This is a genomic window from Thalassomonas actiniarum (genome assembly GCF_000948975.2).
Lineage (GTDB): Bacteria > Pseudomonadota > Gammaproteobacteria > Enterobacterales > Alteromonadaceae > Thalassomonas > Thalassomonas actiniarum.
On record NZ_CP059735.1, the window covers coordinates 127,258 to 145,430 of the forward strand.

At 49.8% G+C, this 18,173-nt stretch carries 15 protein-coding genes; 12 read left to right on the top strand and 3 right to left on the bottom strand.

Translation table 11 applies throughout. The annotated features are described in order from the left end of the window. The first annotated feature begins 40 nt into the window (after positions 1 to 40). On the top strand, positions 41 to 1,420 hold the full coding sequence (gene gorA, locus SG35_RS00570; RefSeq protein WP_044835253.1) for a glutathione-disulfide reductase: 1,380 nt from the start codon (positions 41 to 43) through the stop codon (positions 1,418 to 1,420). Between the two features lie 70 nt (positions 1,421 to 1,490). Here the strand turns inward: gorA and SG35_RS00575 are convergent, their stop codons facing one another. Together SG35_RS00575 and SG35_RS00580 are read right to left on the bottom strand one after the other, a co-directional pair. Further along, positions 1,491 to 2,363: a TolB family protein gene (locus SG35_RS00575; protein ID WP_044835254.1), complete on the bottom strand. Its 873-nt coding sequence runs from the start codon at positions 2,361 to 2,363 to the stop codon at positions 1,491 to 1,493. Next, positions 2,360 to 3,223 (bottom strand): alpha/beta hydrolase, encoded by an 864-nt coding sequence (locus SG35_RS00580; RefSeq protein WP_044835255.1) that lies wholly within the window; start codon positions 3,221 to 3,223, stop codon positions 2,360 to 2,362. Before SG35_RS00580 ends, SG35_RS00575 begins: the two co-directional genes overlap by 4 nt. A 243-nt stretch (positions 3,224 to 3,466) precedes the next feature. Between SG35_RS00580 and SG35_RS00585 the strand changes: the two genes are divergently transcribed. Then, the gene (locus tag SG35_RS00585; RefSeq protein ID WP_044835256.1) at positions 3,467 to 5,620 is read left to right on the top strand and encodes a winged helix-turn-helix domain-containing protein; all 2,154 of its coding nucleotides are present in this window, start codon (positions 3,467 to 3,469) and stop codon (positions 5,618 to 5,620) included. A 115-nt stretch (positions 5,621 to 5,735) separates the two neighbouring features. Here the strand turns inward: SG35_RS00585 and SG35_RS00590 are convergent, their stop codons facing one another. Further along, positions 5,736 to 6,107, bottom strand: coding sequence for a rhodanese-like domain-containing protein (locus SG35_RS00590; RefSeq protein ID WP_044835257.1), 372 nt, complete (start codon positions 6,105 to 6,107; stop codon positions 5,736 to 5,738). A gap of 130 nt (positions 6,108 to 6,237) precedes the next feature. Here SG35_RS00590 and SG35_RS00595 point away from each other — a divergent pair, with 130 nt between their 5' ends. From SG35_RS00595 to SG35_RS00640, 10 genes are all read left to right on the top strand, one after another. Further along, on the top strand, positions 6,238 to 6,666 hold the full coding sequence (locus SG35_RS00595) for a YeeE/YedE family protein (RefSeq protein ID WP_044835258.1): 429 nt from the start codon (positions 6,238 to 6,240) through the stop codon (positions 6,664 to 6,666). Between the two features lie 13 nt (positions 6,667 to 6,679). Next, positions 6,680 to 7,099 (top strand): YeeE/YedE family protein, encoded by a 420-nt coding sequence (locus SG35_RS00600; RefSeq protein ID WP_044835259.1) that lies wholly within the window; start codon positions 6,680 to 6,682, stop codon positions 7,097 to 7,099. A 90-nt stretch (positions 7,100 to 7,189) separates the two neighbouring features. Continuing rightward, positions 7,190 to 7,489 (top strand): ArsR/SmtB family transcription factor, encoded by a 300-nt coding sequence (locus tag SG35_RS00605; protein ID WP_152646783.1) that lies wholly within the window; start codon positions 7,190 to 7,192, stop codon positions 7,487 to 7,489. Positions 7,490 to 7,730: 241 nt separating this feature from the next. Then, positions 7,731 to 8,801 (top strand): MvdC/MvdD family ATP grasp protein, encoded by a 1,071-nt coding sequence (locus SG35_RS00610; protein ID WP_044835261.1) that lies wholly within the window; start codon positions 7,731 to 7,733, stop codon positions 8,799 to 8,801. Between the two features lie 198 nt (positions 8,802 to 8,999). Next, positions 9,000 to 9,389, top strand: coding sequence for a hypothetical protein (locus tag SG35_RS00615; protein ID WP_152646784.1), 390 nt, complete (start codon positions 9,000 to 9,002; stop codon positions 9,387 to 9,389). A gap of 103 nt (positions 9,390 to 9,492) precedes the next feature. Further along, a complete protein-coding gene (locus SG35_RS00620) occupies positions 9,493 to 10,788 on the top strand; it encodes a TolC family protein (RefSeq protein WP_053043350.1) in 1,296 nt (431 codons plus the stop codon). A gap of 24 nt (positions 10,789 to 10,812) precedes the next feature. After that, the gene (locus SG35_RS00625; RefSeq protein WP_044835263.1) at positions 10,813 to 12,126 is read left to right on the top strand and encodes an efflux RND transporter periplasmic adaptor subunit; all 1,314 of its coding nucleotides are present in this window, start codon (positions 10,813 to 10,815) and stop codon (positions 12,124 to 12,126) included. A 23-nt stretch (positions 12,127 to 12,149) separates the two neighbouring features. Beyond that, entirely contained in the window at positions 12,150 to 15,290 is a 3,141-nt protein-coding gene (locus SG35_RS00630; RefSeq protein WP_044835264.1) for an efflux RND transporter permease subunit, read from the top strand. A gap of 177 nt (positions 15,291 to 15,467) precedes the next feature. After that, positions 15,468 to 16,322, top strand: a complete 855-nt coding sequence (locus SG35_RS00635; RefSeq protein WP_044835265.1) for a LysR family transcriptional regulator — start codon at positions 15,468 to 15,470, stop codon at positions 16,320 to 16,322. 144 nt (positions 16,323 to 16,466) lie between these two features. Then, positions 16,467 to 17,765, top strand: coding sequence for an RCC1 domain-containing protein (locus SG35_RS00640; protein ID WP_152646785.1), 1,299 nt, complete (start codon positions 16,467 to 16,469; stop codon positions 17,763 to 17,765). The last annotated feature ends 408 nt before the right edge of the window (positions 17,766 to 18,173 follow it).

Genomic DNA, 18,173 nt, shown 5'->3' on the forward strand with positions numbered 1-18,173 from the left:
TCTCTAACCATAATATCCGATACATTTTAAGGGCACCAAGATGACACAACATTTTGATTATATCGCCATAGGCGGCGGCAGCGGCGGTATTGCCTCTGCCAACCGGGCGGCAAAACACGGTAAAAAAGCCGCGGTGATTGAAGCTAAATACATTGGCGGTACCTGCGTCAATGTCGGTTGTGTACCGAAAAAAGCCATGTGGTATGCCGGACAAATTGCCGATGCCATGCGTTACGCCCCTGATTATGGTTTTGCCGGGTTCCTGGCAAAGGAAAGTACCGGGCAAAAAGCCCTTTTTGACTGGGGCCGTTTGGTGAAAAACCGCGAAGCCTATATCGAGCGCATCCATGCCGCCTACCAGCGTGGTTTTGATAATAACGATGTGACCGTGATCAACGGGTTTGCCAAATTTGTCGATAAAAATACCGTGGAAGTGGACGGTACCTTATATACCGCAGATCATATTACTATCGCCACCGGCGGCCGTCCGCAGATACCCGATATCGAAGGGGCGGAATACGGCATCGACTCGGACGGCTTTTTCGCCCTGACCGAACAGCCGGAGTCTGTGGCCGTGGTCGGCGCCGGTTATATTGCCGTTGAATTAGCCGGTGTGTTCCAGGGGCTGGGCAGTGAAACTCACTTGCTGGTGCGTAAAGAAGGGCCGCTGCGTAATTTTGACCCGGTATTAAAAGACACTTTAGTGGAGCAGATGGCCAAACACGGGCCGACCCTGCATACCCACAGCATTCCCGAGCGGGTGGAAAAATTAGCCGATGGTACTTTAGTGATCCACCTGGAAAACGGCAAAACGGTTGGCCCGGTACAGCAAGTGGTGTGGGCCATCGGCCGGGAGCCGGCCACAGACAATATCAACCTGGAAGCGGCCGGGGTCGAGGTGGATGCGCGCGGTTTTATCCCCACCGACAAATACCAGAATACCAATGTCGAAGGCATTTATGCCGTCGGCGACAATACCGGCCGGGCACAGTTAACCCCGGTAGCGGTGGCGGCAGGGCGCCGCTTATGTGAGCGTTTATTTAACAATAAGCCCCATGAACACCTGGATTATGCCAATATTGCTACGGTGGTATTCAGCCACCCGGTGATCGGCACCGTAGGTTTGACCGAACCGGAAGCCATTGCCGAATATGGCGAAGAGCAGGTAAAAGTGTATAACTCCCAGTTTACCGCCCTTTATCAGGCGATCACCGACGAATACCGGGATCCGACCCGGATGAAACTGATTTGTGTCGGCAAGGAAGAGAAAATCGTCGGTATCCACAGCATAGGGTTTGGCAGCGATGAATTGCTGCAGGGCTTTGCCGTGGCGATGAAGATGGGGGCCACTAAAAGTGACTTTGATAATACCGTGGCTATTCATCCGACCTCGGCAGAAGAGTTCGTCACCCTGACATAAGAACCCGCCTGTTATGCTTTTATCCCCCTGCCGTAAAGCGGCAGGGGGAATAAAAAGCTTAGTTGCTGTTTCAGGATGCCGGCTTAGATCTAAGCGTCTCTATTATCCGGGCATCTACCCAATAGATATCCCCGTTTCCCTGGCTGTCGTAGCTGTTAAAGAACAGGTATTTTCCGTCCGGCGTGACATAGGGACTGGATTGCTCGCCATCGGTGTTGACCTTATCCCCTAAGTTAATGGCGGCGCTCCATGAGCCATCCGGCTGCCTGAAACTGATATAAATATCATTACCGCCAAAGCCACCGTCTCTTTCACCATCCCACATGAGGTAGGACTCGTCCGGTGCAATGAAAGGGTGAGCATTCCACTTGCCGGTGTTGATTGCTTTGCCGAGGGGTTTTGGCTGTTCACGTTGGTCGCCGTTTAAACGTGAATAGCGAAGAACACCCTTGCCGTCCCTCGTGCCCTCGTCAAAAACATAGGTGCCTGTTAATGATGCGGTAAGGCGCATGATGCGGATATCCTCGTAAGGGGCGCCAAGGTTTTTTATTTCTGACCAGCCGGCAGGGTTGCGCTGCCGGTACTTTTTGCCCAAGTGCAGGGTTTTACCATCCGGCGAGATAAAAGGGCGGCCTACCCTGGGGACTACGGCAGATTTGCGCCACCGGTTATTTTCTAAGGTAAAAGTGATTAATGACCACTTTTTGCTGTTGTTCTCTTTCCTGGTGAAATAGAACGCTTGCATGTCGGGTGTGAAGAAAGCGCTCAGGTCACGATGAGCGGTTGAGACAACGCCGGGGGCGAACACTTCAGGGATTAATCCCGGCGGTTTTTGCCCGAGATAAGGGCCTTCAAGGGCGGGAAGTGGGTTATCTCCGTAGCTTTTGTTACCTAAGGTGAGAAAAGAAAGTAGCAGCAGCCAAAAGATATTAAGCGGTTTCATGATTTAGCTCCTGCTTTGGTTAAGTTTGATAACCAGGTCATGCTGCGTACGCCGGTCAGAGGAAACGCTGTCTGGTGGCTACCCTCAATCACCGGATGCTTTAAAGACAAACTGTTATCGTTTCTGCTTTTCAGCAGCTGAGTGAATTCCCTGATATGTTCGCCCAGTTCCTTCTCCAAGGTGCCGTATGAAATAAAAACGTTGGCATTTAGGCCCTTATGTTTTAAAGCTGCCTTAGCGCCAAGTTCAGAGAGCAGGGGAATATTTCTCCAAAGTGACGGGCTGCCAAGAATGTAGTTTTTAAAGGTATCGGGTTGTGCCATTAAGATATAAGTGCCAAATAAACCTCCGGCGGAATAACCAAAATAGCTGCGATTGTCAGGCTGGGTTCGGTAGTTTTTTTCTATATGTTTAATGACATCTTGACGAATAAATGCCAGATGATTACTTGCCTGGCCGAATTGATATTTAGCCTGGCGTTCCGGGTTGCTTGACTTGTTTATCGAATAATCCCGATAGCGACTGACATGTGCCCCAAGTTCTTTCTGTAAGTCTTCACTGATGTCCTTCTGCCAGGAAATGCCAACCAGAATAACCTCTTCCAGCAGAAATTCAGTGGCAGCGGATAATAATTCGACATGCCAGATGGCGTCGGTAAAATAGAGCACAGGATAGCTCTTATCTTTATGTTTTTCGTATTCCTCGGGCAGCTTGATATACAGCTCATACTGCCTGTTTTCCCGGGTGTCTTTGATAGGGACAACTTGTATTTTCGGTAAGGTGAAATCATTTGTTCCGCTTGCCTGGACTGTTAACAAAGGTAGTGAAAATAACAGCACCAGGATTAAACTCTTGGTCATTTTTTTTCTCCGAATAAGCTTAGGTTCGTTTTTAAATCATGTAAGAGGGTTAAAGTTAACGAATCGAAATTAAAATACTTGAAGTTATGATGATTTTTCGCTGACGTCTTGCTGATAAGGTAAAAGGTGCTTGTTATCAGATGGTTACCTTGTTGTCTTTAGTTGGCCTCTGGCTTGTGCTAAGGTGTTTCACTTTATTTAGATTCACTTTTAGCACCGGTTTTCATCCTGAATAGAGGTTACATGGCAGAGCAATATTGGATTGGTGGTTTTTTTATTGATTTATCCAGAAATCAAATCACGCAAAATAAACAATCTCAAATCATTGCCCCGAAAGCTTTGGCGGTGCTCACCTACCTGGCTGAAAACCAGGGAAAGGTGGTGAGCCAGGACACACTGTTGACGAATGTCTGGCCGGATACTGTGGTCTCACCCAATACCTTGCAAAGAAGCATCGCCCAGTTAAGAAAAGCACTGGGTGACGATAGCAAGGTTCAAATCTATATTAAGACCCATGCCAAACAGGGCTATAGTCTGGAGTGCGATGTCAGGTGGCATGATAAAGCCAGTTCGAGCAAGGCTGATCCGGCAGATATCGACTGCGCCGGGGACGAGGCAGTGGAAGCGAGCCTTGTTAATGGAGCCGATTACGAAACAAATACAACAGCGAAGCCGGAATCTTCACAACCCGGCTTGGGCCTGATGGCCATTGTACTTGGTATTGTTTTTCTGGCTGTAATGGGCGCCAGTTACCTGATACCCGAACAAACGTCGAAACTGTCCTTTGGGGAATTACGCTCGCTGACCGCCACAGACAACAAAGAGCTCGCCGGTATTTATTCACCCGACGGGCAATATGTGGTGTTCCTCCGTTATTCGGGCGAATTTTGCCAAAATAATATTTGGGCAAAGAACATTGACACTCAAGAGGAAAGCCGGCTCACCGAAAACTTGGGGTCATACGGCAGCCATAGCTTTTCCAGAGACGGCAAGCAACTGGTTTTTATCGAGTCTGCAGATTGCAATAAGCCGATCACCCAGAAGCAATGTTATAAATTAATGAGTTTTGACTTTCATAAGGCACTTGAGACGCCTCAATCTCCGAGCCTGTTGATGGAGTGCAAAAATTCAAAAATCATCAAACCCAAGTGGCTAAACAATAGTAACGTTGCTTTGTTGCAGGAGTTTTCTAATCGCTGGAAGTTAGCCAGCTATTCGATTGCGGATAACAAAAGCACTGTGATATACGAGCGGCAAGATGGCAATATTATTGACTATGACTATTCGGTCGCGGACGATTTGATTGCACTGACCAGTATTCATCATGACGGCCATTATTATATTGAAGTGCTCAAACCGGATGGCCAGGTTTTATCAAGTCACCGGATAAAATATCCAAAAGAAATCGCGAACTTCAAGTTGATATACCCCAATTTTTCTCCTGTAGAAAATCAACTCGTTTTCAGCACGGGCAGGCAGTTGTTTACCCTGTCTTATGACGGCCAGGTAAGCAATATCAGCTTGCCGCTTGATGAACCCATGGGATCGCCGGTATTTCATCCTGGCGGCAAGCGCATGCTGGTCATTAAAGGGCACTATGACAGCGATATAGTGTCGGTGCCCCTTTCACGGATAAAACAGGCGCAAAGCCAAAACCTCTCCGTACTGGAACGCTCGATACTCGGTGAAGACAGCGCCATATTGCAACCTGACGGCGAGTTAATCGCTTATGAATCGGAACGTTCGGGAGATGAACAGCTTTGGATAACCGGCGGCAAAGGTTCACGGCAACTCAGTCGCTTTCCTATGGATACTGATATAAATGGCATGGAGTGGGCGGCAGACGGTACAAGCCTTTTAGTTAATGCCAATTATGCGTTAACCCGGGTATACCTGGATGCAAGGCAGCAATCTTTTCCGTTGGCATATCCTGTTGCCGAACTGTTCCAATGGGACAGTAACAATAACAGCGCTTTATTGCTTGTGCGTATCAAAGGGGTGTTAACATTGGCCGAGCTCAATTTAGCCAGCTTAGAGCTTCGCATTATTAACGACAAGAAAGTTAACTGGGCGGATAAAAGTGAGAGCGGCGACTTAGTCTATATCGATGATATGGACAGGTTTTGGCAGTCGGGACCGGCTGAAGATCTGCATATTGAAGCGCTGGATGGCCAGGGAAGATCTGAGCGGCGGTTTTTGGTAAAAGACAATGTTATTTATGGTGTCAATGATGATTTTCAACTGTGGTCGTATGCACTTAACGGCGATAGATTTGAGCTCATCGGAGAGTTGCCAGACAATGTAGATTATTTAACCGACATTGATCAGACGCAGCTTTTGATGACAGTCCGGGTTTCCGCAAAAAAAGAAGTGGCCGAACTCTCTTTAAGCGAATAGCGTCATGCGGAAAAATTGGCTGTCGATTGTCGGCTAAAAGCAGTAAGGGCATGCTCCGACGTTAACCGCTTTGGTTATGCCCGTGGCGCTTTTCGGGACGGGCATTTATAGTTGTTTAAACTGTCTGCTGCCAGGCGTTAAAACCTCCGCCCAGGGAATAAACCCGCTCAAAGCCCATTTGTTGTAAAGACAAGGCCGCCAGTGCCGAACGCGCCCCCGACTGGCAATAGAGGTAAATGTCCTGCTGCGCCAGCTTAGCTAGCGGCTCAGCTTCGCCGGCGACCATAGGATGAGTGGCTATTTGCATTTCCAGCACCCCCCGTGGAATATGTACTGCGCCGGGAATTGTGCCCGATTCCAGTTCTGTGCTTTCGCGGATATCAATGATGACGGCAGTCTGCGTTAACTGGCTGACAAGTTGTTGGCAGCTGATTTCTTTGATGTGTTTTCTGGCTGTTTGCGCCAGGGCTTTACCATTGATGATCATATTTCCTCACTTATCGGTTTGGTTTCTTTAGTTGAAATTTATATCGTTAAATCGTATATTGTAAATATACGATATTTAGGGTGCCGCTAACAAGAAAAACTTGTTGCTGCCCAAAGAGGCTGGAGTAAAAATGACGGAGTTTACACCTTATAGCGCTATTTTCGGGGGCGCACTTTTGGGGCTGTCGGCCCTGCTGCTGCTGGTACTTAATGGCCGGATAGCTGGTATTTCCGGCATTATCCGCACAGTGTTGACTACAGGCGATAGCGCGGGAAGCTGGCGTTGGTTTTTTTTGCTGGGCCTGGTGCTGGCGCCTTTATTCGCGCCTTATCATGCCGGGTTACCTGAAAGTCTCCGGGTCAGCTGGTGGTTGATTTTACCGGCGGGATTCCTGGTGGGGCTGGGCAGTGCTTTGGGAGCCGGCTGTACCAGCGGTCATGGTATTTGCGGTATAGGGCGCTTGTCAGGGCGCTCTGTGACGGCGACCTTCACTTTTATAGCAACGGCTATGGTGGTGGTGTATTTGCTCAGGCAACTGATGTCTGTACTGACAGTTTAAGGGAGAGGTTAATATGCAATTATTGATTGCCTTGTTTTGTGGGGTGCTTTTTGGGGTGGGGTTACTGGTTTCGCAAATGGCCAACCCGGATAAGGTGCTGAGCTTTTTGGATATCAGCGGCCATTGGGATCCCAGTTTACTGTTGGTGATGGCCAGCGCCTTGCTCGTCTATGTTCCCGGCTATTTATTGCTGGTCAGGCGGCGGGAAAAACCGCTTGTGGCGGAGGATTTTTCTTTGCCTCAAAAGCGGCAGATCGACAAACCTTTGCTGTTGGGGGCGGTTGTTTTTGGTACGGGCTGGGGACTGGCCGGGATCTGTCCCGGTCCGGCGGTGGTGAATTTATCCGGCGGTGATGTTAAAATTTTTGCCTTTATTGCATTCATGCTGGCGGGAATGTGGTGTTCCGGATTGATTTCCCGCTGGAAACCTTGAGTTTTATGCCCGGTTGAGAGGCTGGCATAAGACGCAAGGTAAGCGCTTAAGCTGATCCGGGGCTTGCAACGATAGCATCTGGAGGTAAGTGTGCGGGATTATAGTCAGCTGGAAGCCAGCGCCGGGCAGGCGGTCGCCCTGTTAAAAGCCATGGGCAACCAGCACCGGCTGATGATTTTGTGCGCCTTGCAGGAAGGAGAGTTATCGGTATCCGAGCTTAATGCCCTGTTTCCCATACCCCAGTCTTCGCTGTCGCAACACCTGGCCTGGCTGCGCAATCAGGGTTATGTTAAAACCCGGCGTCAGGCACAAACCATTTTTTATGCTTTGGACAGTGAGGAAGTGGTGGAGGTGATCGCCGTGCTGCACCGGCTTTATTGCAGCGAATAGTTCCCTTACGGTTTCGTTGGTTATTTTTCTGACCGGTAAGTTGCCGCTGGCCGGAATTTTACTGTTCTTTTCACGCTATTTTACCCTTAATCTGCTTTTTCTCCGATCCGGCTAATTCCCGGTTGCTTATCCCCTTGGTTATGGTAGATATAATAAGGTAGAGAGGATAAGTGGATAGGAGCAGGTCGAGTGGATATGGCCGCTTGCATGAAGTCGGTTTTTAACAAGGAAAGTTAAAGCTATGTACAATAAAATAAAAAATGTACTGATCAATAGCAAAAGCAATGACCTGCACTCGGATGTGGTGACTAAGGTTTTAACCGAAATGGATTGCCGGGTTACCTTATACCAGAGTGAAAAGCTGGCGATAAACTCAGCCGTTAATTTTAGCCTTAACGGGCAAACCCCCCACCTGGAATATCACTGGGCTGATCAGCTCACCGACTTGTCTGACATTGAGGTTGTTTGGCATCGTCGGCCGCAAACCCCTCTGGTGCCGGGTTATATCGTACCCGAAGATAAAATGTTTGTGCAACAGGAGCTGTGCAGCAGCAACCTGGCGTGCCTGGCCTTGCTTGAGCATGCATTCTGGCTGAATCCGCAGGCGGCCGCCATCCGGGCGAATGTAAAACCGTTACAGCTGACTCTTGCCGAAAAAGTAGGGCTTACTATCCCACAAACCCTGATCAGCAATGATCCTAAGGGCATTAAGGCATTTATCAACTCAGGGCAAGACACCCTCTATAAACCTCTTAATGCCTTGACCTGGCATGAACAAGGAAGAAATTATGCCACCTATAGTGCCCGGGTAACGGCTGAGCATTTGCCTAATGATACCTTGCTCAGTGCATCTCCCGGGATATATCAGCGCCTGGTGGACAAGCAATATGAGGTGCGGGCGCAGTTTTTTGGCCGTAGCTATTTTGCCGTCAGCATAGACTCCAACCGCTTGCAGTACGGGGAGCTCGATTGGCGGTTGCATCAGCATCAGGGCACTTTGTCGGACCCGGTGGAGTTGCCGGATGAAATATACCGGGCGGCCTGCGCCTTGATGGATGAACTGGATCTGGTGTGCGGCGCTTTTGATTTTATTGTCACCCGGGATAATGACTGGGTATTTTTGGAGGTAAATGAATCGGGACAGTTTTTGTTTCTTGAACAATGGTGTCCGGAACTGCCACTGCTGGATGCGTTTTGCAAATGTTTGGTCGCTAAGGATAAAGACTTCGCTTATAAACGGGTTCTCCAGCCGAGAAAGCTTGCCGATGTTCTGGATGATTATCAGTTTGATTTGCAGCTTTATACCGTCTGAGTGAGGTTTTATCGCGCAGTTGGCAGCGCCATTTTTATGATTTGCTTTGATTTAAAGCAGGTTTGTGCCGGTTTGATTTGTTTGCCTGTATCGCTTTTTTGATAAAATTGACGTATTATCCACCATTGATGAACTTCATTGGTTCATTGTTTTGGGGTTTTAAACCCGGCTTAATCAATATTCAGGAAACGTTTTTTAATGTTACGAGTTTGGATGTCTTATCTGTTTGCTACCTTGATTGCCTTGCAGTCTGTGCTTGCGATCGCCGATAGTCATCAGGAGCACCAACAACAAAGCGTACATCTTGAATTAAGCCAAGCCCCTGACTCTTCTTTACATCAGCATGCTGGTGGACTTTCACACCAGGACTCGTTCTCCTTTTCTGGCCAACACCAGGATCATGGGCAAGAGAATGAAGCGGCGCACCCGGATTGCCATCATGGCCATTGCCACCATCCGGTTCAGGTATTTTTAGCGTTACAAACGGACAAACTTAAACTTGCTGTGACTTCACAACAACTGGCAGAAACCACTTCAAGTTACCTTTCAGCCTTGCTGCCACAAGATCAACGACCTCCGATAGCTTAATCCTCTTTCCGGGATTTTTTTTTTCCGGATTAAAAATAATTAGTTACCGGGTTAAATCTCTAGATTCAACCTGCATTATTTTGATTTTTGAGGATGAAATTCGATGAAATTTCACAAAAAGACGACGTTAGCTTTGTTGCTGGCGGGTGCCTTGGTTCCTGCGTATGGCACAGCTTCGGCTTCAGCACTGGACAGCCGCACAGCACAGGCATTTAGCTCAGCCGAAAAAGGCGGGCAATCCCAGGTATCCTGGGGATTATGGTTACAACAACAGATTGAGCAACATCCGGATATTATTGCCGCCCAAGCAGCGGTAAACGCCCGGTTGTCAATGGCCGACGGTAAAGATAAAAGGTTATATAACCCTGAGCTGGCCACGGAATTTGAACAGGAAGGGGCCAATGATAATTTTACTTTGGCTATCAATCAAACCATAGACTGGTGGGATAAGCGCAGCGTGCGCATGAAGCAGGGGGATTATGACCGCCTGGCGGCCGGGCAGGAATATAAGCAGCTGCTGCAGGAAAAAACCGCCGAGGTGCTGCATAGCCTGGTGAAATGGCAGTCGGTGAATGCACTGGCGGAGCTGGCCCGCTCCCAGGAAAACCAGCTCAATACCTTGCTCAATCTGGTGGAGCAGCGGCAGGAGTCCGGTGATTTAAGCCAGGTGGACGCCGAACTTGCTTACCTTAGCCTGTCGCAAAAGCTGAATACCACGGCACAGGCACAGGCTCAGCTGCAGCGGGTAGAAGCCGGTTTACGTCAGTTATTACCCGGCTGGAACGCCGCCAGTGGCCAAATTCCCGAGCGCTTTTGGTCTTTGGGTGATGTTAATAATCCGGTGAATTTGGATAACCACCCGGGGATTTTAGCGGCCAAGGCCAGGTGGCAGGCCTTAAAACAGCAGGCTGTTATCGCCCGGCTGGAAACCAAGGCCGATCCTACCTTTGGTCTCAGTGCCGGTAAGTCCGGCGGTGATGATGTGGTGGCGTTAAGTTTTTCCATGCCGCTTAATATCAATAATGACTTTAGCAATGAGGCCCGCGCCGCCAATCAAGAGGCGGCTTCTGTGGAAGCCTTATATCGCAGTGTTATTCGTAAACAACAATTTTCTTTACAGGCATCACAGGCGGTTTTTCTTGAATACCAAAAGAAATACCAGCGCTGGTTAGACGTGATGCAGGGGCGCGCCGAGCGCACCAGCCGCTTATTGGCGGCGCAATGGCAAAGTGGTGATATCAGTACCTCGGAATATTTACTGGCGTTGCAGCAACGCAGTGAAGGTTTACAGGCGGGTATTGAATTACGTACCGCCTATCAGGGGGCGAAAATCGACTGGTTATTACAAACCGGAGAAATCGATCTTGTTATCAAACAGCTCTCTGCTGATTCCCTATAAATAAAGAATTTTGGATTATTAATCATGAAGATAAAACTAATTACCCTGATCCCGTTAGTGGCCTTATTCATTTTGACTGCGGGAGCTAATGTTTCTGCTCAGGAACATGATCACCAGCACGGCAAAAGCGAGCCCGGCAAGCAGGTTGCCAGGGAAAAAGATAACCATGACGGGCATGAGGCTGATAAAGAAAACGGCCATGATCAAGAACATGCAGATCATGATGAAGGCCATGACGGTGAGCATGATGATCATGGAGCCGCGGGCGCTGATGATCACGGGGAAGAAGACGGCCACGGCCATGGAGAAGAAGGTGAAGGCAGTGAAGTCAGCCTTTCCGGGCAGCAAATTAAATTAGCCGGTATCGAGGTGGAAACTGCTAACGCCGCTATCATGGACTACCAGTTATATGCCCCGGGTGAAGTGAAAGCCAACGGTTATACCAGTTATCTTGTCTCGCCGCGGGTGGATTCCGTGGTGCTGCGCCGCCATGTCGGGCTTGGCGCTCATGTCGAAAAAGGCCAGCCTTTGGTGACCCTGTTCAGCGAAACCGTGGCAGAAGCCCAGGCGAGTTTCCGCGTTGCCAGTTCAGAATGGCAACGTATTCAAAAATTAGGCAAGAAATCTGTTGGCGATAAGCGTTATATCAGCGGCCAGTCGGCTTATGATGCCGCCCTTGGCCGTTTGCAGGCCTATGGTTTATCCAAAGCGGCTATCGCTTCGCTGGCGAAAAGCGCCCAGCCGTTGGGAGAATATACCTTGTCCGCCATCAGTGACGGGGCGATTTTATCGGATGATTTCCAGCAGGGGCAAAGGGTGGAACCCGGCGAATCCCTGATGGTGGTTGCCGATGAGCATACCTTGTGGATTGAAGCCCGCCTGGCCCCCAATACCCAGCTGGACTTACCGGTTGGTACCCTGGCGAAAGTGAAAGTCGGCGATAACTATTTTACCGCTAAGGTGACCCAGGAAGCCCATACCATAGATTTGCTCACCCGTACCCGTATCGTGCGCCTGGAAGTCGCCAATGATAACCACCTGTTGCATTCCGGCATGTTTGCCGATGTCTATTTTTCCTTAAAAAGCCGTGAGCCGGTAGTGGCCGTGCCTGAAACCGCGCTGATGCGCAGCAGTGACGGCGACTGGGTGGTGTTTATTGAAGATGAGCCGAAATCATTTCTGATGCAGGAAGTGGTGCTGGGACGCTCTTTTAATAATGTTGCCGGTCAGTGGCGTGAAATTAAGGGGGTAGCGGCCAATAGCCGTATTGTCACCAAAGGGGCGTTTTTTATTGCATCACAACTGGCGAAAGGCGGTTTCGACCCGCATAACCACTAAGTTTTAACCTAAGGAGACGGCTAATGTTGAATCGTTTGATCGACTGGGCGGTCACCAACCGGTTATTGGTGGTGATTGCTTTACTGACACTTATTGTGAGCAGTGTTTTTATTATTCCAAAATTAAACCTGGATGCCTTTCCGGATGTGACCAACGTTCAGGTGGCGATAAATACCGAAGCGCCGGGGCTGGCGGCGGAGGAAGTGGAGCAGTTGATCACTTTCCCGATCGAGTCGGTGATGTACGCCTTGCCGGATGTGGAAGAGGTACGTTCTATTTCCAAAACCGGCTTGTCCGGCATTACCGTGGTCTTTCGGGAAGGCACAGATATTTATTTTGCCCGCCAGCTGGTGTTCGAGCGCTTGCAGGCGGCAAAAGAGCTGATCCCGCAAGGGGTAGGTACGCCGGAAATCGGCCCCAATACCTCGGGGCTGGGGCAGGTATACCAGTATCTGCTGCTGGCAGACCCGGAGTCGGGTTATGACGCTATGGCGCTGCGCAGCCTTAACGACTGGGTGGTGAAACTGCTGCTGATGCCGGTAGACGGTGTTACCGATGTCTTGTCTTTTGGCGGCGATGTTAAGCAATACCAGGTGAATGTTAACCCGGCCCGTATGCTGGCCTATCAGCTGACCCAGGAAGATGTCGTTGCGGCACTGGAGCAGAATAACCAGAATGCCGGCGGCTGGTATATGAACCGCGGCCAGGAGCAACTGGTGATCCGTGGTATGGGCTGGTTAAGCCCGCAGCAGGAGGGGCTGGCGCAAATTCGCCAGATACCGTTAAAAACCGTGGACGGTGTTGTGGTGACCGTTAATGATGTTGCCCATGTCACCCTGGGCAGTGAAATTCGCCAGGGGGCAGTGACTATGACCCGGCGCGAGGTAGATGGCAAGGTATCTGCTTTAGGAGAGGTGGTTTCCGGTATCGTATTAAAACGTATGGGGGCCAATACCAAGTCGACCATAGACGGCATCAATGCCAGGGAAACCCTGATCAACCAGGCCCTGCCTGAAGGCGTGCGCTTTGAAGTTTTTTATGACCAGGCGGACTTGATCACCCAGGCGGTGGATACGGTCGTCAATGCCCTGTTGCTGGCCTTTGTCTTTATTATTGTTGTGCTGGCACTGTTTTTAATGAACCTGCGCGCCACCTTTTTGGTGCTGATTTCCATCCCGATTTCCATCGGTATCGCCTTGATGACCATGGCCTGGAGCGGTTTGTCGGCAAACCTGATGTCCCTTGGTGGTATCGCGGTAGCCATAGGTATGCTGGTGGACGGCTCTGTGGTGATGGTGGAAAACATGTTTAAACACCTGACCCGGGAGGAAAATGCTTTACACAGCAATAACGCCATGGGTTTGCGTTTAAAGGCTGCCGGACAGGAAGTGGTGCGGCCGATCTTTTTTGCCGCCGCTATTATCCTGGTGGTCTTTATGCCGTTATTCAGCTTTGAAGGGGTTGAAGCCAAGTTATTCCAGCCGATGGCCGTCAGCATCATGCTGGCGATAGTGGCGGCGGTAGTGGTTGCCCTGATAGTGGTGCCGGCCCTGGCCACTTACCTGTTCAAAAATGGCGTCACCCAGCGGGAAAGCCTGTTGTTAAACCCTCTGGATAAGCTGTACAGGAAGACATTGGTTTTAGCCTTGAGCAAAACCGGGGTAGTGGTCGGTTTTGCTGTGGTGCTCTTGGTGTCGGCTTTAGCTGTGGTGCCCAGGTTGGGCACGGAATTTGTGCCTGAACTGGAAGAGGGCACCATTAACTTAAGGGTGACGCTGGCACCGTCTTCGAGCCTGGAAACCGCCTTATCGGTGGCGCCGGAGCTGGAGAAAATGTTGCTGGAATTCCCGGAAGTCAATTATGCCCTGAGCCGGATTGGCCGGGCGGAAATTGGCGGCGATCCCGAGCCGGTCAATAATATCGAGATTTATCTTGGTCTTAAACCTGTAGGTGAATGGACCAGCGCCGAAGACCGCTACCAGCTGCAGGCCTTGATGGAAATGAAGCTGGAACAATATCCCGGCTTATTGCTGAATTTTTCCCAGCCGATAGCCACCCGGGTGGATGAGTTATTATCCGGGGTTAAGGCACAGCTGGCGATCAAGCTATTTGGCTCAGATCTTAAGGTGCTGGCGGCCAAAGGGCAGGAAATTGAGCAGGCGGTGAAAACCGTGACCGGCGCTAAAGATGTTGCCATGGAGCAGATTGCCGGTGAAGCCCAGCTAGTGATCAAACCTAAACGCCAGCAGCTGTCCCGCTACGGCTTATCCGTGGGCGATGTCATGGAAGTGGTCAGTGACGGTTTGGGGGGCCGGGAAGCCGGGCAGATCATCAATGCCAATGAGAGATATGATATTTATGTGCGCCTGCAGGAGAGCTTCAGGAAAGATCAGCAGGCGATATCTGAGCTCAGGTTACAATCGCCTACCGGCGCCTGGGTGCGCCTGGCGGATGTTGCCGAGGTCAGCATAGAGGCGGGACCGCCGCAGGTGCGCCGCGATGATGTCCAGCGCCGGGTTGTGGTGCAGGCCAATGTCCAGGGCCGTGATATGGGCAGCGTAGTGGCGGATATTCGTCAGGCCATCGCTGCCCAGGTGCAGCTGCCGCCGGGTTATTCGGTGGATATCGGCGGCCAGTTTGAAAGCCAGCAGAGGGCGCAGAAGCGCCTGTCGCTGGTGGTGCCGGTGTCGCTGGCGTTGATTGCCTTGCTGCTGTATTTTGCCTTCAGCTCTTTTGGCCAGGCGATGCTGATCCTGGTGAATGTGCCGTTGGCGGTGATCGGCGGTATTTTCTCTTTATATGTTTCCGGTCAGTATCTGTCGGTGCCCAGCTCGGTTGGTTTTATCACCTTGTTCGGTGTTGCCGTGCTGAACGGTGTGGTGATGGTGGAGAGCATCAATCAAAGGGTCAAAGACGGCCTGGCAGTCAAAGATGCGGTATTTGACGGCGCCAGCTCACGGCTGCGTCCGGTATTGATGACGGCGATCACTTCCGCCTTAGGTTTAATTCCTATGTTGTTATCCGACGGGGTCGGTGCGGAAATACAAAAACCCCTGGCCACGGTTATTGTCGGCGGTCTGGTAACCGCCACCCTGTTAACCCTGTTCGTCTTGCCGGTATTGTATAGCTGGTTTTCCAAAGGTAAGTTAGCGGATATGCGTTAACCTGACAGATCAGTTTTAACTAACTTCTTGTAAACTCCCCTTTAATGGTTAATTAAAGGGGAGTTTTTATTTCAACTGCTGGTTTTATAAAAAAGTGTAACCGATTACACTGAAGAATTTCTGCGCCTTGCCGACATATAAGCATTCAATAAGAGTTTTTGCCTTATCCGGTATTTAATGAAAAATTATAATGACAGGGTAGTTTTTGCCCATGTGGCGCAATCGGGCAGTTTTACCGCCGCCGCCAAAGCGCTTAATCTCACCAAATCCAATGTTAGCCAGCGTATCAGCCGTTTAGAGCAGGAAATAGGTGTCAGGTTGCTGGAGCGCACCACTCGCAGCATTTCTCTCACCGAAGCGGGCCGCTTATATTTTGAATATTGCCAGCAAATTATTCACCAGCTGGCACAAGGGGAAAATAAGATCCTGCAAATGCTGGAAAAGCCCATGGGGGAGTTGAAAATTACCACTAGCCTTACCCTGGGAGAGCAATTGCTGCGGCCAATTTTGGCTGAGTTTATTTTCAAATTTCCCGAGGTTAAATTAAACATGTTTTATGATAACCAAAGGCTGGATTTGATCCGTGAGGGCTTTGATGCCGGGATCCGTATAGGTCCCCTTGATGATTCTTCCCTGGTGGCGAAAAAGCTGGGTATTGCCAGGATTGCGGCTTATGCCTCACCCGAATATATTTCGGCGCATCCCGGGCGCATGGACTTATTGGTGATGGAGGCAAACCGGGAGCGGGTTTACCAGGCCTATGGCCATAACAAGAATACCGTGATTAAGGCCAGTGCCAATGAATTGTCTACCATATATGAGTGGACCCTGGCGGGGTTAGGCATAGGGGTATTGCCCCATTATATGATCCGGGAAAGTGTCAAAAGCGGTCGTTTGCTCAGGGTATTAACGAACTTCCCCTTGATGGACGGTGAAATTAACCTGGTTTATCCGAGCCGGGTCGGGGCGACCCCAAAACTCCATGCCTTTATTGATTTTATCCAGCCACGCCTGTCCCAACAGTTATTGTGATGATTGCCGATTGTTAACGAGCATAAACTATGTGTTCACATCTTAGTTATCCAGTTTTTTTCCCGGTGACCGCTATTTAACAAGGTCGGGCCGTTTTTATGAACTTGGCTTTGACGGATAACTTTTAAACAAGGATAAAATAAGATGAAGTATAAATCTGGTTTCATGGGAATGGGCGCTAAGGCATTGGCGCTGGTATTACTGGTTGGTGTCGGTAATAGTGTACTCGCCGCCAATAAGGTCGTGGCCTGGGGAAACAGCCGTTATGGCGGTGATAATAATGCGGTGCAAAATGTGACGGATGTCGAGCACATCTATCATACAGAACTGGCATTTATGGCACTGAAAACCGACGGTACTGTCGTGACCTGGGGCCATGAAAATAATGGCGGAGACTCCAGTGCTGTTGCAGATCAGCTGAAGAACGTCAAGAGCATTACCACATCTATGGGGGCTGCGGCGGCACTTAAAGCGGACGGCACTGTAGTGACCTGGGGGCCACAATGGTATGGCGGCGACAGTTCAGCCGTGCAGGAAAAACTCACCGGCGTGAAAAAAATTATCTCCTGTGGCTATGCCTTTGCGGCATTAAAAAGCGACGGCACTGTGGTGACCTGGGGGATGGATGACAGTGCGGTGGCAGCGCAGCTCACCAATGTCAGGGAAGTATATGCCTCTGGCGGTGCTTTTGCGGCATTAAAAGCCAACGGCACTGTGGTCACCTGGGGGGATAGTAATTATGGCGGCGACAGCAGCGCTGTGAGTGGTGAGTTGAAGTTTATCAAGCATATCTACAGCAACCACCGTACTTTTGCCGCAGAAAAATATGACGGCAGCCTGGTGACCTGGGGACTGGATTATTACCTGGGGGATACCTCTGGATTGGCTGGCCTTACCAATATCAAACAGGTGGTGGCTAATGAAGATGCTTTTGCGGCGCTGACCAGTGATAGTAAGGTGGTGACCTGGGGGTTGGCCCCCAAGGGAGGGGATTTTAGTCAGGTGTCCGGCTATCAGCAACATGTCCGGGCTATTTATCCGTTAACCGGTGGTTTTGCCGGTATTGAACATTACGGCAGCGTCTTCGCCTGGGGCACGGTAACCACGGGTGACTACAGGGAAAAGAACTTTGTACCTTCGAGTTCGTCGGCGATTGCCGTTAATGTTAATAGCAAGGCGTTTGCCCTGCTGGAAGCCGGTGGCACAGTAAAATCGATGGCAAAGGCCAATGGCGGCGCCATTACCGAGTTTGATAATGTCATCAGTCTTTCGGCAACCTCTTCAGCATTTGCGGCCATAAAAGCCGATGGCAGTGTTCACACCTGGGGTTCCAGCTTTACCGGCGGGGACAGCAGCAGTATTGCCGCGCAGCTGGTGAATGTTAAAACCATAGTGGGCAATAACATGGCCTTTGCTGCCATAGTGCTGGATGAGGCTAACTAGACAGTTATCAGCCAGGGAAGAAGGCAATCTTTTCGATAAAGAGTACAGCGGCAGGTGTTGGTATTTGCCGCTTTTTTTGTTGACCGTTTAGTGAATTTATTATGATTGAAATCAAGTCTTAATTATCTGTTTACGGTGAAAATAATCCACAGGATAAAATATTTATCTGTGTATATTGTATGCTAATAATGAAGAAATAATCACTATTTACTTAACCAACTGGTCAAACAGTTATGTAAGCCCGTAACGGCTGACTTATGTTTTTTTGTTATTTCAGAAACGGATTTATTGCTAAAAAATAATTTAATAATTTGCTGGTAATAACAGCGTTATCTGGTAATCTTTAGCTCGCCCGAACTCACTTTGAATGTTTTTTATACAGCTCGGGGCTGAAGCAAATCGGAAGCA